Genomic DNA, 16,094 nt, shown 5'->3' with positions numbered 1-16,094 from the left:
CAGGATGAAGCTTGATGAATTTTTCGTCACCGGCGAACCGATTATATATGTAACAGAAGCAGGAATCGCCCTTGCGATGATCGCTGTCGTTTTTTTCTTAACATACTTTAAAAAATGGAAATGGCTTTGGCAAAACTGGTTGACAACCGTCGATCATAAAAAGATCGGTGTTATGTATGTATTAGTCGCAGTATTAATGCTTTTCCGTGGTGGTGTTGATGCATTGATGATGCGTGCCCAACTGACGGCACCGAACTTAAAATTATTAGATGCAAACCACTATGATGGTATTTTTACGACACATGGTACAATTATGATTTTATTTATGGCAATGCCATTTTTAATGGGGTTAATTAATATTGCTGTTCCACTTCAAATTGGGGCACGTGATGTTGCTTATCCGATGCTTAATGCATTCAGTTTTTGGACTTTTGCGGCTGGGTGTGCACTCTTTAATATCTCCTTTATTATTGGTGGATCACCTACTGCAGGTTGGACATCCTATTTTCCATTAGCAGGTACTGAATTTAGTCCTGGAGTTGGAAATAACTATTATGCAGTTGCCTTGCAAATAGCCGGGATCGGTACCCTTATTACGGGTATAAACTTCTTAGTGACAATTCTTAAGATGAGAGCAAAAGGTATGTCATTAATGAAAATGCCAATGTTCGTTTGGTCTGTATTAATTATGTGTATCATTATTATCTTCGCTTTCCCTGTATTAACAGTAGCTTTAGGTTTAATGACATTTGACCGACTATTTGGTTCCCACTTCTTTACGATGGCATCAGGCGGTATGCCGATGTTATGGAGTAATCTGTTCTGGATATGGGGACACCCTGAAGTTTATATTGTATTATTGCCTTCTTTAGGTATCTATTCGGAAATTATCAGTACATTTGCGAAGAAACGTTTGTTTGGATATAAATCGATGGTCTTTTCCATGTTAGCGATCGCGTTATTTAGTTATTTCACTTGGGTGCATCACTTCTTTACGATGGGGAACTCAGCGGCAGTAAACTCGTTCTTCTCCATTTCGACGATGCTGATCGCGATCCCAACAGGTGTGAAATTATTTAACTGGCTCTTTACGATGTATAAAGGAAAAATAAAATTAACGTCAGCGATGCTTTGGTCATTAGCGTTCATTCCTAACTTTTTAATTGGTGGGGTAACCGGAGTCATGCTAGCGATGGCAGCGGCTGATTATCAATATCATAATAGTTATTTCTTAATTGCCCACTTCCATTACACATTAATTCCAGGTGTAGCCTTTGCTTGTTTCGCAGGATTACATTATTGGTATCCAAAAATGTTTGGGCATATGCTAAATGAAAAACTTGGAAAAATTACATTCTGGTTCTGGATGGTCGGCTTTAATGTATGTTTCTTGCCGCAATTTGTTCTTGGTTTAAAAGGAATGACTCGCCGTATGTACACATACCAAGATGGCCTTGGATGGGGAGGATTAAATGTCGTTTCAACGATCGGCGGTGTCTTAATGGGTATCGGCTTCCTTGTCTTAGTATGGAACATTCTTTACAGTCTTAAAAAAGGTGAACGTGATGTTACAGGCGATCCTTGGGATGGTCGTACGTTAGAATGGTCAACACCAACACCTGTTCCACATTACAATTTTGCCGTTGCACCTGTAGTTGATGATGTCGATGCATATTGGAAAATGAAAGAAAACAAAACTCCTCGCTTTAATAAAGAAGATGTGAAACCAATTCATATGCCAAACAATACGGCTATGCCATTTATTTCAGCTATCGGTTTTGGTATCGGAGGATTTGGGCTCGTCTTCTCATGGTGGTGGATGGCGATCATTGGATTAATTATTATCCTTGGCTGTCTAGCATGGCGTTCATTTGACAAAGATGAAGGCTACCATGTTGAGGTAGATGAAATATTAAGTACAGAACTTGCAGCAAGGGGTGAAAGATGATGAGTGAACATTTAGACACATCTTTACCATTAGAATATCAATCTGAGCAAAGCAGATTAAATATATTTGGCTTTTGGATTTTCTTAGGTGCAGAGATCGCGCTTTTCGCGACTCTCTTCGCTACCTATTTTGTTCTTTCAGGCTCAACAGCTGGCGGACCGGATCAATTAGACTTGTTTAAAATTAAAGATGTAATGACAGAAACCATTCTCCTTTTAGTTAGTAGTTTCACATGTGGGCTTGCGATTTTTTCAATGAGAAATAATAATAAAAAAGGCTTGTTATTATGGTTTATCATTACCCTATTATTAGGGGCAGGCTTTATCTACTTTGAGCTACATGAGTTTATCGATTATGTACATGAGGGAGCAACTATACAAACAAGCGGATTCTTATCTGGATTCTTCGTTTTACTAGGAACACATGGTTTGCACGTTTCGATGGGGATTTTATGGGGCATTCTGTTGATTATCCAATTAGTAAAAAGAGGGCTAACACCTGTAACATCAAGAAAATTTTTCATCATCAGTCTTTACTGGCATTTCCTTGATGTTGTATGGATCTTTATCTTTACGTTCGTCTATTTAGGAGGGTTGATTCAGTAATGGAACAACATCATTCGAAATACCCAATTGGGCACATCGTTGGTTTCTTTCTATCATTAGTGATGACGATTGCAGCCATGTTCGTTGCTCTTCACACGAATCTTCCAAGACCAACAATTATGTCGATTATCGGTATTTTAGCTTTCTTACAAGCAGGCATGCAGCTATTCATGTTTATGCATATTAAAGAAAGTGACAATTCGGTCGTTCAAGTTGTAAATATCATTTACAGTATTATCATCGCCCTTACCATTGTGTTAGGATCAATATGGGTTATGCATAATTAATTATTGGAACGTTTATGCCAGTTCATGGTATAGGCGTTTTTCTACTTAATTTAATAAGAAATCCCCTTCCTAAAGAACGTGCGGAAGCATTTCAATGAGAAGGGTGGGGCTAATTTTTCGTCATCGAAAGCCAAAATAAATGAAAAATAACTAGGAATGTACAAAACCATAATTATTTACAACAGAGCCATACATGGATATAATTAGCATAATAAACATTTGTATATACAAATGTTGCTTTGTTTAGCTTTTTCGAACTTAAATTCAAATGAACAGGATGAGTTACAATGGAGACACCAGGTTCCGAATATTTGCTAAATAACTGCCTATATTTTACCGCTTCTCGGTTTGCAAGACAGATGGAAAAGCTGGCTGAGGAAGCATTTTCATCAATGGATATACCCCCTTCTTATGCTTATTTAATCATTACAATCAATGATTATCCGGGAATCTCTCAAAAAGAGCTATGTAAAAAGCTTTCGATTGCTCCGTCAACAAGTACTAGGTTCATTGATAAGTTAGTCAAAAACAAATTTGTGGAGCGAAAACGTAACGGTAAACATATTTTGATTTATTTAACAGAAGAAGGAACATCTTTGTGCAATGAAATTTATGAGAATTTGAATAAAATTTATTTACGCCACTTAGAAATCTTGGACAAAAATCATAGCCAACAGTTAATTCACCTACTTCGCAAAGCAAGTGAATTAATGGAAAAAAATAATTGAAAAGGAGCTTTTAAACGATGGGATTAATGACGAATCAAGTTGTTTTAGTTACGGGTGCAGGAACTGGTCTCGGCCGAGCTACAGCCATTCAAATGGCAACGGAAGGGGCAAAAGTTATATTAACAGGAAGACGTAAGGAAAAATTACAGGAAGTTGCACAAGTTATTGAACAGATAGGTGGACAATCCATTGTATTCCCAGTTGATGTAACCCAATCGGAAGAGGTTAATAAGCTGCGTGAAGAATTGATTGCTCAAGTAGGGCGGGGTGATGTGTTAATCAATAACGTTGGTGGAACTGGAGACTACAGCACGGTACATGATATGACGGTTTCTTCATGGGATCATACGATTCGTCTCAACCTATATAGCTCTTTCTTAGTAACGAATGCAATCCTTCCATTAATGAGAAAACAGCAATACGGTCGGATTGTATCGATTACATCAGCGATGGCTAACTTTGAGTACGAAGGTTTAGGTGCGTATTCGGCTGCTAAAGCAGGTTTGGAAGGATTAATGCGAACAGTAGCAATCGAAGAAAAAAATCATGGAATATTAGTAAATATGTTTGATCCTGGAAATCTAAAAACGGAACAAAACCCTTATGGAGAAGGGGATCCGGCTATGGTTGTTGATGGCATTGTAAAGTTGGCAACCCTGCCAGCAGACGGAATGAATGGTCAGGTTATTAGAGCGAACCAATAAAACAATGTAAAATACCGTTCGAATTTGAACGGGTTCACTTGTTAGGTGCAAAACGCTAAATCACAAACCTAATCACATAAATTTCACAACGCAATTCACAGTATATTGCACAGTCAAAAAGGTGTAGGGATACAAATATCCCATGCCTTTTTTTAATTTTACTAAACCAGTTGTATAAGTTCATTATATGCCCTAGCAAGTTTGAAAAAAAATAAGCGGAGAAATTTCCCTTAATTAAGAAATTTCACTGAAAGTGACCTAAATAGACGGAGAAATTCCGCCTATTGACTCGAAAAAAGTAAAAATGGGTATTTTTTCTTTGCCTAACCGGAAAATCTCCGCTTATATCCCTGAACCAGGACTCTATTCTGTAGTTTAAGCGGAAAATCTCCGCTAATTAAATATTACTGGTTTCTTCAATTAAGGTAAGACTACTTATTTATCCCATTTAGGTAGACATATCTAATTAATTCAAAAAGGGATTGTCGACATATATCCCCTTAATAGTAATGCGCATCAATAGTGTAGCCATATATTGGGCTGTGTAAGGCATATCCTTTTCTAACCACCAAGTAATCACTTCTAGAAAAGCAGCAGCAAAATATCTTTCAGCGATTTCCCGTGGTATAGTAAGCATCTGATCTTCCGGTTGCATATTATTGATTCCTCTTGATATAAAATCGACAAGGATATCCATCATTGAGGAAGTAAAATGAGACATGTTTTTCTCGGTCAGAAAAACTTTATATAATTTACTATTTGCCGATATATGTTCAAACAAATGGATAAAGCTTCTATGTGGTTGACCGCTTTGAAAGTCGAATTCCTCTTTTTCCGCAAATGAAAAGGCAATACTCTCGGATAAATTATTTAAGATTTCATTCGAACTTTGACTAAGAAGATCGAATTTGTCACGATAGTGTAAGTAGAAGGTGGCACGATTTAACGTTGCCCGTCTCGTAATATCTTGTACAGTAATTTTCTCATACCCTCTCTCACGTATTAATTCTACGAGTGCATCCCGCAACATTTGGCGAGTGCGTACAACGCGCGGATCCATTTTTTGAAATTTTTTCGACATTTTTAAGCTCCTTGTATTACTTTTTCAACTTCGGCAACACTACTGAACGATTCGTGGATAAAGCGACGGATTTAGGAACGTTGTTGGTTGCCCTTTTTTAGGTTGTTGATATAATAACTTTAACAACAAGTTGTTGATAATACAACTAGTTGTTTATGTATTCACAGTATCCCAAGGATTTTGGTGATTTATAACATTTATTTAATGGAGGTCATATAAATGACGCGTTTAGCAGGAAAAGTTGCGATTATTACTGGTGCCGCTATGGGAATGGGCGCTTCTGAAGCAAAACTATTTGCTAAAGAAGGTGCAAAAGTTATCGCTACAGATGTTCAAATAGAACCACTAAACCAAGTTGTGCAAGAAATAAAAGAAAATGGCGGCGAAGCTATTGCTATGAAACATGATGTGACATCTGAAGAGGAATGGAAATCAGTCATTGCAGAAGCGGTAAAATTATACGGAAAAGTCGATGTCCTTGTGAATAACGCAGGCGTATCTTCTCCAAAAACCATCGCAAACATGGAGATGGATGAATGGAATAAGATTCTGGATATTGACTTAAATGGTTGTGTAATTGGGATGAAATATGTAATCCCTGAAATGAAAAAAGCGGGTGGAGGATCGGTTATCAATATTTCTTCTATAGGTGGTCTTGTTGGTATGGCCGGTACAAGCCCATATACAGCTGCAAAAGGTGCACTTCGAGTATTATCAAAGTCAGCAGCTGTTGAGTATGGAAAAGATAAAATTCGCGTAAATTCCTTACATCCAGGCATCGTTGTTACACCGATGACATTGCCAACCATGGAGGAAGGTGGAGCTTTACCTTATTATAAAGCGTTTACACAGCTACCGTATTTCGGTGAACCTGAAGACATTGCATATGGAGCACTCTTTCTAGCATCCGACGAATCTCGCTTTATGACGGGCTCTGAATTAGTCATTGATGGCGGTTGGACAGCACTGTAAGTCTTCTTGGGTATTCTACTAAAAAGGGGAGAATATTAATGGGTCAGAAAATAAAAGCATATCGTTTACTAGAATGGGGAAAGCCAGCACAAGTAGTCGAAGTAGAAGTTCCAAAGCCAGCTTCTGGTCAAATTCTAGTTAAAGTTGCAGGAAATGGATTATGCCACTCTGATTTTGGAATGGCAACATTACCTAAGGAACAGGGAGAAGCTTTAGGCTGGAAAATGCCTTTTACGCTAGGACATGAAACTGGAGGATGGGTTGCAGAACTAGGTGATGGGGTACACGGTTTGTCTGTAGGTGACCCTGTCGTTTTAATGGGGAATAATTCTTGCGGGGTGTGTGACTATTGCCTTCGTGGGGAAGATCATAATTGCGATAATGGCGGTTATGGCCGTGGTTATGGAAGAGATGGTGGTCTAGCCGATTTTGTGTTAGTCGATTCCGCACGCCTTGTTATTAAACTAGATCAATTAAATCCGGTTGAAGCTGGACCATTAACAGATGCAGGTACGACTGCTTACCATGGTGTAAAACGTGTATTACCTAAGCTTTACCCTGGTTCAACCGCGGTTGTAATTGGTGCTGGAGGGCTAGGCAGCTTTGCCATTCAATTGTTGAAAGTACTAAGCCCTGCACGAATAGTAGCGGTCGACACGAACCAAGCACGTCTTGACTTTGCCCTTGAGTTAGGTGCCCATGAGACACTTATCGGTGTAAATGAGAATACAACAAAAGACATCCTTGATCTTACAAGTGGCAAAGGCGCAAATGTCGTTCTTGACTTTGCAGGATTTGATACAACCATTGAAGCAGGTATTGCGGCAGTTTGTAAAGGCGGCTCTTACGGTTTAGTTGGTGCAGGTTTTGGAACGTATAATAAACCATGGTTTGGAAACTTACCGAAAGATGGAGAAGTGTTTAACTATCAAGGTGGTTCAATTTCCGACACAAAAGAAGTAATAAAACTTGCTGAAGCTGGTTTAATTCGTAACGAAGTTGAGATCTTTCCATTCAGCCAAATTGAAGAAGCTTACGACAAACTTCATAAAGGAAAACTTCGCGGGCGAGCAGTGGTGACCCCAGGGAGTTAAATAATTAGAAATGTGGCATTATAACCGATTCTTCAAAATGATGAAGAATAGGTTGTTTATTATCTTTTGTATAGAAACTAAAAAACGATTAAATTAAAGCTTAATAGAAACAAGAGTAGGTGTAGAAATAGACGTCTACTCCTTTTCTTTATCAGTCTCATAAAAAACAAACGTTAAGTGCGGTACTTCTAAGAAGGAGATCGCACTTTTTTATTTGGGCAGTTAAGTTATTTTATTGTTGCTAATATGTTTTGCTTTAGTAGGTTGTGGTAAAAAGGAAGAAGTTAAAGGTAAATTTGATATTAAGGGAAATGTTGTTGAAATAAATGCTAAAGAAAAAAGCATTTTAGTAGATGATAAAGATAAAGGTTTAACTTGGGTTGCGTTAACCGAAAATGGGAGCACCAATAATTATCAAGAAGGGCAGCAAGTTGTTGTATGGGTAGATGGCGGTATAGATACATCAGCTCCCGTATCCACAAAAGCATTACACATTGAGATAATATCACCAAAGCAATAAAACAAATAGTATTAAGGGGCTTCGGAAATACTTCCAAGTCCCTTTTTCATTCCATTATTCCTGATAAATTACATGCTTATTTATCAGGAAAAAAACAATATTACGGCATGAATTCCTATTCAATTTCAAAAAAACGTAATGTTTAAAATCAACAATAAGCAGAGTTAAAAAAGGAACCAGCTCAATGCTGATCCCGATAGATTAGTGAGGTATAAATGCCAGTTGTAAGAAAAATAATACGGCAAATAAATAAACGAGTGGGTGAACTTCGCGCCATTTCCCACGCACAACTTTTAAAATCGGATAAGAAATAAATCCAAAAGCAATTCCGGTGGCAATACTAGAGGTCAATGGCATACTCAAAATAATAATAAATGCAGGAAAGGCTTCATCAACCTCAGACCACTTAATATGCGAAACACTGCCAATCATCATACTACCTACAATAATTAAAGCGGGAGCTGTGATCGCGGAAAGTCCGGATACAGCACTTACTAATGGGCCAAAGAATGAAGAAATGATAAAGAGTACAGCAACGGTAACTGTTGTTAATCCTGTTCTTCCTCCGGCAGCAACTCCTGAAGTTGATTCAACAAATGCACTCGTTGGGCTTGTACCGAAAATAGCCCCAATGGTTGTTGCAATAGAGTCTGATAACAATGCTTCCCGCGCTCGTGGCATCGTTTTGCCTTTCATTAATCCAGCTTGTTCAGCCACTCCTACCATCGTTCCAGTCGTGTCAAATATCGTTACTAGCAAAAACGAAAACACGACAGCGTATAGACTGTGGTGAATAACATCACTAAAGGCGTTAATTGGATTATGGATAATAAATTCAGGGAAATGTGGCATTTTGACAAATCCTTTGTCAAAGGACAGATGACCTGTTAAAAGCGCAATGATGGCGGTGATAATCATACCGATAAATAGTGCACCATGAATATTTCTCGCCATTAAGATTAGCGTAACCGCAAGTCCTATTAAAGCTAATATAGTTAATGGATTGTGAAGATTTCCTAATTGAACTAAGTTTTCTTTTTGGGCAGTGATGATACCCGTTTGTCTTAAGCCAATAAAAGCAATAAATAAACCGATACCTGCGGTAATACCGTGTTTTAAATTTTCGGGAATGGCTTCAATTAATTTACTTCGAAATGGTGTAATCGATAAAACAACAAAAACGATTCCCGCTACAAAAACAGCTGAAAATGCTGTTACATAATCAATATTTCCATGAGATCCAACGACCGAATAAGCAAAATAGGCATTTAATCCCATTCCGGGAGCAATCGCAATAGGATAGTTGGCGAACAATGCCATCCATAATGTCCCGATTACAGCAGCAATAATCGTCGCCATAAAGACTTGATCAAATGGCACACCAGCATCTTTAAGAATCACCGGATTGACGACCACAATATAGACCATCGTTAAAAATGTAGTTAAACCGGCAATAAGTTCTGTTTTAACATTTGTGCCGTTTTCTTTTAATTTAAAAAGCTTAAGCATAAGTTTTCCTCCGAAACACGAACGTTTTTTGTCACAAATAATATATTATTCGTTTTTGGTAGCTTTGGCAATAAATTTTTATCTAGATATTGATTATTTTAGTTTTACCAATTATTGATAAATAATCATAGCTGGCATTTGGGAAATTTTATTAAATCAAAAGAAAAAAAGCACCGAAAGTATTTTTCGTTGCTTTTTCATTTTTGTGCGCCCGGCATGGGTGTAATCTCTAGGGTGAGAGTCCCGAGCCGTGAAGGCAGAAGTAGCGGTTAGCTTAACGCAAGGGTGTCCGTGGTGACGCGGAATCTGAAGGAAGCGGGCAGCAAACTTTCGGTCTGAGGAACACGAACTTCATAGAAGGCTAGGTATCATTGAATGAGTCTGCAAAACAAGACAAAGTTCTTTCTGCCGAAGGTGATACAAAGTAAATGAAGCAGATAGATGGAAGGAAAGATTACATTCTTACCCGGGGAGGTCTGGTGGATACGTGAAGTACCCTTCATAACCTGCTTAGTGATAAGCAGCTGAACCATCAGAAGTCAGCAGAGGTCATAGTACGAATCGGTCTAGAACGATCCGGAAGGACCGAACAATTAGGAGAGAATAGCCCTTGGCATTCAGTGAGTCATAATGAACACAGAAAACGCAGTACCTCACTTGAGGAAGGAAACGGTGAATTCCGTGGGGGACCTCTTGGAGGGTGGAGTGACTACTGGCATAAGAAGAACAGCTATTCACGGAAGGAAGAATAACAATGCTTTTAAGTCAAATCCTGTCACGGGAAAATATGCTTCTAGCATTAAAACGAGTAGAACAGAATAAAGGAAGCCACGGAGTAGATAAGATGCCCGTACAAAACCTACGTCAGCACTTAGTCGAAAAGTGGACTTCTATTAGAGAGGAAATTTTCAAGGGTACCTATGAACCAATGCCTGTCCGAAGAATCGAAATCCCGAAACCTGATGGCGGTGTTCGGTTATTAGGTATCCCAACTGTGACAGATCGTTTGATTCAACAAGCAATTGCCCAAATATTATCGAAGATATATGACCCGATGTTCTCCGAACATAGTTATGGCTTTCGTCCAAATCGAAGCGCCCATGATGCAGTTAGGAAAGCAAAAGGATATGTCAAAGAAGGATATATATGGGTGGTAGACATGGACCTAGAGAAGTTCTTTGACAAGGTAAACCATGATAGACTCATGAATACACTTGCGAAAAAGTTCAAGGACAAACCACTATTAAAACTCATCCGCAAATACTTACAAGCTGGTGTCATGATAAATGGAATAATCTCAAGTACAAACAAGGGTACACCACAGGGTGGACCTTTAAGCCCACTTCTTTCTAATATAGTTCTTGACGAACTAGATAAGGAATTAGAAGCAAGAGGACATAAATTCGTTCGCTACGCAGATGACTGTAATATTTACGTGAAATCAAGACGAGCAGGAGAACGAACAATGACGAGTATTCAACAATTCATTGAGAGAAAACTCCGTTTGAAGGTGAATGAGAAGAAGTCGGCAGTAGACAGACCATGGAGACGAAAGTTTCTGGGTTTTAGCTTTACTTCTTCAAAAGAACCAAAGGTTCGTATTGCCAAAGAGAGTTTAACGCGAATGAAGAAGAAAGTGCGAGAAATTACTTCAAGAAAGATGCCATATCCAATGGAGTACCGGATTGAGAAATTGAACCAATATTTGATAGGTTGGTGTGGATATTTCGCGCTAGCTGATACGAAAACAGTATTCTTCAAACTAGATGGCTGGGTTCGAAGAAGGCTTCGCATGTGCTTATGGAAAAATTGGAAGAAACCAAAGACAAAGATACGTAATCTGATAAAACTAGGCGTTCCGGAATGGAAAGCCTTTGAATGGGGGAATAGCCGGAAAGGCTATTGGCGTATCGCAAACAGTCCAATATTACACAAAACCCTCGACAACTCTTATTGGAGTGACCGAGGGCTTAAAAGTCTACAAGAACGTTATAAAAACTTGCGTCATTTATCTTAATTGAACCGCCGTATACGGAACCGTACGTACGGTGGTGTGAGAGGTCGGGAGTTAATCACTCCCTCCTACTCGATTTAAAATTATAAAATACTATTTAAAAGTAAATAAATCAATCCAGCTAATAAAGCAGATATTGGAAGAGTGATAACCCAAGTAATAATCATTCTTTGGGCAGTATCCCATTTTACACCTTTAATACGATGTGATGATCCAACACCTAAGATTGAAGAAGATATAACATGTGTTGTACTCACGGGTAGATGAATATAGGTTGCACCAAAGATAATCATTGCAGAACTTAAATCTGCAGCAACTCCATTAATAGGGCGGATTTTCATAATTTTTCCGCCTACGGTTTTAATAATTTTCCAACCGCCGATAGATGTACCAAGTCCCATTGCAGTAGCACAGGATGCTTGAACCCATAGGGGAACATCTGCATTTGCCGCGGTCAAATATCCATTTGAAATGAGGGCCATCGTAATAATCCCCATTGCCTTTTGCGCATCATTCGTACCATGTGTATAAGATTGAAGAGCAGCTGTGAAAATTTGTATGAGACGAAAACTTTTATTCGTTTTCGTTAAATTGAAGTTTTTAAACACGACTTTAAAAATACTATAAACTATAAATCCAAGTGCAAAAGCAATAACAGGTGATAAAAGTAGAGCTTCAATAATTTTGATAAACCCTTTATAATTTAACGAAGCAAATCCTGCTGCTGCAATTGCAGCACCTGCAATAGAACCAATAATTGCGTGCGAGGAACTACTAGGTATTCCGAAATACCATGTAATTAAATTCCACGCAATAGCTGAAATTAAGGCAGAAAGGATAACAATTGATCCATTAGGTAGTGTAAAGGGATCAACAATATCTTTTGTAATGGTTTTAGCAACACCTGTAAAGGTCATTGCTCCTAGGAAATTCATAATAGCAGCCATTATAATCGCATGTCTAGGCTTTAAAGCTTTAGTCGAAACAGCAGTAGCAATTGCATTTGCTGTATCATGAAACCCATTAATAAAATCAAAAGCCAGCGCGCAAACGACGATGAGTATGGTTATTAATAATACACTATCCATAAAAAGACTCCTTATGCGTTCTTCATTATTATAGTTTCTAAAATGTTTGCAACACTTTGACAATAATCGGCGATTTCTTCAAGGTCCTCATAAACTTCTTTATATTTAATTAAACGGATAGGATCTTTTTCATTTTTGAACAACTCTTTGATTGATTCCCTTAAAACGTCATCACACATGGATTCGTATTCTTTAATTTTAATTGCATGTGGTCGCATACTTGGAAGCTTTTTATTGAACATTAAATCAATCGCTTTATCAATTTCAACCGTACAATTTCTGATGGCGTCAACAAATTTATACATATAACTATCCGCTGCGGTTATATTATATACTTCAAAAATATATGCACAATGTTCTAAGCCATCAAGAATATCATCTAGGCTGTTCGTTAATGTTAATAAATCCTCTCTTTCAATTGGAGTGATAAATGTATCATTCAATTCCAATATCATTTGATGTACATATGTATCTCCTTGTGTTTCATATTCCTTCATTTTCTGAGCAAAGATTTTTAAATCACCAGAATTATTCAATTTATAATCTGCAAAATAATTCATGCTTTCTCTCAAGTTTGTAGAAATATTCCCTAACAACACCGCAAATTTGTCCTTTTTGTTCTTAAATACCATAAAGAGCCTCCTAAAAGCTTTGTATTATCAAACGTATTTATTTTATATGATTTTTGCAAAAGATAAAAGAAATATGTCGAAATTTTTGGTGGATGCGCTTACATACCGCCATTAATTTTTCACATTATATATTGTCTATATTTTAGTTAATATTTATTGTTTGACAAAAGTCCTAAAATTATTTATATTTTATCTCGAAGTTGAGATTTTCTGATTCGAAGTTTTGAGAGATTTAAATTAGGATTAACTTATTTAGATTTGAGCATATTAAAATTGTTCGTATGAAATTCATTTACAACTTCTAATGTTATAACAGAAAAAGGAGAGTTTATTATGACAAAAGTTAATTTAGCAATCGTATATTATAGTTCAACTGGTACAAATTATCAGCTTGCAAAATGGGCAGAAGAAGCTGCTAAAGAAGCTGGTGCAGAAGTCAAAGTTTTAAAAGTTGAAGAGTTAGCTCCAGCTGCAGCGATTGAATCTAATCCAGCTTGGAAAAAACATGTCGACGAAACACAAAATGTTGCAGTGGCAACAGCAAATGATATTGAATGGGCAGATGCAATTATTTTCAGCGCTCCTACACGATTTGGTAATATTCCTTCACAAATGAAGCAATTTTTAGATACATTAGGCGGTTTCTGGGCACAAGGGAAAACTGCTAATAAAGTAGTAAGTGCAATGGCATCTGCAGGAAATGCACATGGTGGACAAGAACAAACCATTCATACTATTTACACTTCTATGATGCATTGGGGTGCGATTATTGCTGCACCAGGTTATACAGACCAATCCATTTATGCAGCAGGCGGAAACCCATACGGAACAACTGTTACTGTAACAGATCAAGGAATTGTTGAAGATGCAGAAGCAGCAGTAAAACACCAAGCAAAACGTACTGTTCAAGTTGCTGAATGGGTAAAAGCAGGATTACAATAATTAGAAAAGCGTAAGCGCCTTGTTCATCGACGTAAAAACTGGAGGGACTTTGACTGAGATAAAGGAAACACGATGAGCCTGCAAGGCGAATCGATGTTGACTTATCGTAAGGAAAAGTCCTGAAGTTTTCTAGTCGATAGGCGCTGAAGCTAGACAAAAAAGCGTAAGCGCCTTGTTCATCGACGTAAAAGACTTACGGGACTTTGACTGAGATAAAGGAAACACGATGAGCCTGCAAGGCGAATCGATGTTGACTTATCGTAGGGAAAAGTCCTGAAGTTTTCTAGTCGATAGGCGCTGAAGCTAGACAAAAAAGCGTAAGCGCCTTGTTCATCGATTGAAAAAACTAGGAACCAGATCAAAAATGATCTGGTTCTTTTTTAATTTATATTTACAAACAATTATGAATAGAGTAAAATATTAATATATAAATTCCTTTGACCTAAATTACCTTTAGGCAGATTTCAGGAATTAGTAATACATCATTTTGACTGTTAAAATCTGTATACATTTCTTGCCGAAATGAAACAATCAGATTATAAGCCAGTCTTTCATTTTAGCGATCTCGCAAAATGAAGGACTGGCTTTTTGTTTTTTAGAAAGGAGCTCGACTCCAGCGGGATCAGCTGGACAGATGAGACCCCACAGACGCGTTTAGCGTCGAGGAGGCTCATCGCCAGCCCCGTGGAAAGCAAGCTCCTGTAGCGGAAAGGAACGGTTTATTGTTAAATCCCAATAAAAACAAACTTTAGCAATCTGCCTTTAGAAAGGAGGGATTAGTCTGGTTGAAACATTAAATGGAATAAAGGTACTCGATCTTACGAGAGTCTTAGCCGGACCGTTATGTACAATGGTATTAGGAGATTTAGGTGCTGAAGTGATTAAAATTGAAGCTCCAAATGGCAGTGATGATACAAGAAATTGGGGTCCGCCATTTAAAAATGGAGTAAGTGCCTACTATCTGTGTGCAAATCGCAATAAAAAAAGTTTGACCGTAGATTTAAAATCTGAAAAAGGCAAAGAAATTATCAAGAAATTAGTCAAAGATTGTGATGTACTTATCCATAATTTTAAAACAGGTACAATGGAGCGCTTAGGTTTGGATTTTGAAAATCTATCAACGATAAATAGCGAACTTGTCTATTGTTCTATTACAGGATTCGGTGAAACAGGTCCATATAAGGATTTAGCTGGATATGATTTTATCATTCAAGCGATGTGCGGGTTAATGAGTATTACCGGGGAATCGGATTCGGGACCACAAAAAGTCGGAGTCGCAATTACTGATATATTAACGGGATTATATGCATGTATCGGGATTCAAGCGGCATTGCTTGAAAGAAAAACATCCGGAACTGGGCAAAAATTAGATATTTCCTTGTTTGATGCCGGAGTGAGCTCACTTGTAAATATTGCAAGCAATTATTTAATGTCGGAAAAAATCCCAGGATTACTAGGAAACTCCCATGCCAACATTGTTCCATATCAAACATTCGATACAGCAAATGGAAAAATGGTTGTTGCAGTTGGGAATGACCGCCAATTTGAAAAATTTGTCAAATTGATTGGTAAAGACGGTTTATCAAAGGATCCGTTATTTTCAAGTAATTCAAAACGGGTCGAGAATAGGAAACAATTAGTTCCAATATTACAGCAAGTGTTAAGTGAGAAGCCGACGGAATATTGGCAAGCCTTGTGTGACGAAAATGGAATTCCATCGGGACCAATTAATAATCTTGAGCAGGTTTTTCAAAATGAACAAGTGTTAGCAAGAGAAATGGTTGTGGAAAAGGAGCATCCTTCCGCAGGAATGATTAAACTTGTTGGAAGTCCGCTAAAACTTTCAAAAACACCAATTCAAATAAAGCATCATCCGCCAATTGCTGGCGAGCATACACATGAAATTCTCCATTCAATTGGATATTCAAATGAGGAAATTAGTGAATTAAAAAACAATCATATCGTATAGG

General features: G+C 37.8%; 15 protein-coding genes. 11 read left to right on the top strand and 4 right to left on the bottom strand.

Features of this window, described 5'->3' with window-relative positions; genetic code table 11:
• The first annotated feature begins 4 nt into the window (after positions 1-4).
• From qoxB to I5776_RS15025, 5 genes are all read left to right on the top strand, one after another.
• Entirely contained in the window at positions 5-1,948 is a 1,944-nt protein-coding gene (qoxB, locus tag I5776_RS15045) for a cytochrome aa3 quinol oxidase subunit I (protein WP_202777195.1), read from the top strand.
• On the top strand, positions 1,945-2,553 hold the full coding sequence (gene qoxC / locus I5776_RS15040; protein ID WP_425490281.1) for a cytochrome aa3 quinol oxidase subunit III: 609 nt from the start codon (positions 1,945-1,947) through the stop codon (positions 2,551-2,553). The genes qoxB and qoxC overlap by 4 nt, the downstream gene beginning before the upstream one ends.
• The gene (gene qoxD, locus I5776_RS15035) at positions 2,553-2,840 is read left to right on the top strand and encodes a cytochrome aa3 quinol oxidase subunit IV (protein ID WP_202777193.1); all 288 of its coding nucleotides are present in this window, start codon (positions 2,553-2,555) and stop codon (positions 2,838-2,840) included. Before qoxC ends, qoxD begins: the two co-directional genes overlap by 1 nt.
• Before the next feature lie 287 nt (positions 2,841-3,127).
• The gene (locus I5776_RS15030; protein WP_202777192.1) at positions 3,128-3,568 is read left to right on the top strand and encodes a MarR family winged helix-turn-helix transcriptional regulator; all 441 of its coding nucleotides are present in this window, start codon (positions 3,128-3,130) and stop codon (positions 3,566-3,568) included.
• A 17-nt stretch (positions 3,569-3,585) separates the two neighbouring features.
• Positions 3,586-4,272 carry an SDR family NAD(P)-dependent oxidoreductase gene (locus I5776_RS15025; RefSeq protein ID WP_202777191.1) on the top strand — a complete coding sequence of 229 codons (687 nt, stop codon included), beginning with the start codon at positions 3,586-3,588 and terminating at the stop codon, positions 4,270-4,272.
• A 466-nt stretch (positions 4,273-4,738) separates the two neighbouring features.
• Here the strand turns inward: I5776_RS15025 and I5776_RS15020 are convergent, their stop codons facing one another.
• Positions 4,739-5,353 (bottom strand): TetR/AcrR family transcriptional regulator, encoded by a 615-nt coding sequence (locus I5776_RS15020; protein ID WP_202777190.1) that lies wholly within the window; start codon positions 5,351-5,353, stop codon positions 4,739-4,741.
• A 219-nt stretch (positions 5,354-5,572) separates the two neighbouring features.
• Here I5776_RS15020 and I5776_RS15015 point away from each other — a divergent pair, with 219 nt between their 5' ends.
• The 3 genes from I5776_RS15015 (at position 5,573) to I5776_RS15005 (ending at position 7,939) form a co-directional block, all read left to right on the top strand.
• The gene (locus tag I5776_RS15015; RefSeq protein WP_202777189.1) at positions 5,573-6,325 is read left to right on the top strand and encodes an SDR family NAD(P)-dependent oxidoreductase; all 753 of its coding nucleotides are present in this window, start codon (positions 5,573-5,575) and stop codon (positions 6,323-6,325) included.
• Between the two features lie 38 nt (positions 6,326-6,363).
• The gene (locus tag I5776_RS15010; RefSeq protein ID WP_202777188.1) at positions 6,364-7,419 is read left to right on the top strand and encodes an NAD(P)-dependent alcohol dehydrogenase; all 1,056 of its coding nucleotides are present in this window, start codon (positions 6,364-6,366) and stop codon (positions 7,417-7,419) included.
• Between the two features lie 235 nt (positions 7,420-7,654).
• The gene (locus I5776_RS15005; protein ID WP_202777187.1) at positions 7,655-7,939 is read left to right on the top strand and encodes a DUF3221 domain-containing protein; all 285 of its coding nucleotides are present in this window, start codon (positions 7,655-7,657) and stop codon (positions 7,937-7,939) included.
• 201 nt (positions 7,940-8,140) lie between these two features.
• On the opposite strand, the gene I5776_RS15000 is transcribed toward I5776_RS15005, so the two are convergent.
• Entirely contained in the window at positions 8,141-9,448 is a 1,308-nt protein-coding gene (locus tag I5776_RS15000; protein WP_202777186.1) for an NCS2 family permease, read from the bottom strand.
• A gap of 754 nt (positions 9,449-10,202) precedes the next feature.
• Between I5776_RS15000 and ltrA the strand changes: the two genes are divergently transcribed.
• Entirely contained in the window at positions 10,203-11,465 is a 1,263-nt protein-coding gene (gene ltrA / locus I5776_RS14995) for a group II intron reverse transcriptase/maturase (protein ID WP_202777185.1), read from the top strand.
• A gap of 80 nt (positions 11,466-11,545) precedes the next feature.
• Here the strand turns inward: ltrA and I5776_RS14990 are convergent, their stop codons facing one another.
• Entirely contained in the window at positions 11,546-12,550 is a 1,005-nt protein-coding gene (locus tag I5776_RS14990; protein WP_202777184.1) for an inorganic phosphate transporter, read from the bottom strand.
• 11 nt (positions 12,551-12,561) lie between these two features.
• Positions 12,562-13,182, bottom strand: a complete 621-nt coding sequence (locus I5776_RS14985) for a DUF47 domain-containing protein (RefSeq protein WP_202777183.1) — start codon at positions 13,180-13,182, stop codon at positions 12,562-12,564.
• Between the two features lie 333 nt (positions 13,183-13,515).
• Between I5776_RS14985 and wrbA the strand changes: the two genes are divergently transcribed.
• Both wrbA and I5776_RS14975 read left to right on the top strand, forming a co-directional pair.
• Complete coding sequence (wrbA, locus tag I5776_RS14980) at positions 13,516-14,124, top strand: NAD(P)H:quinone oxidoreductase (protein WP_202777182.1); 609 nt, start codon at positions 13,516-13,518, stop codon at positions 14,122-14,124.
• Between the two features lie 781 nt (positions 14,125-14,905).
• Complete coding sequence (locus tag I5776_RS14975) at positions 14,906-16,093, top strand: CaiB/BaiF CoA transferase family protein (RefSeq protein WP_202780815.1); 1,188 nt, start codon at positions 14,906-14,908, stop codon at positions 16,091-16,093.
• Position 16,094 lies beyond the last annotated feature (1 nt).

This window comes from Heyndrickxia vini (assembly GCF_016772275.1).
GTDB classification, from domain to species: domain Bacteria; phylum Bacillota; class Bacilli; order Bacillales; family Bacillaceae_C; genus Heyndrickxia; species Heyndrickxia vini.
This window is presented reverse-complemented; position numbering and strand designations above follow the sequence as displayed.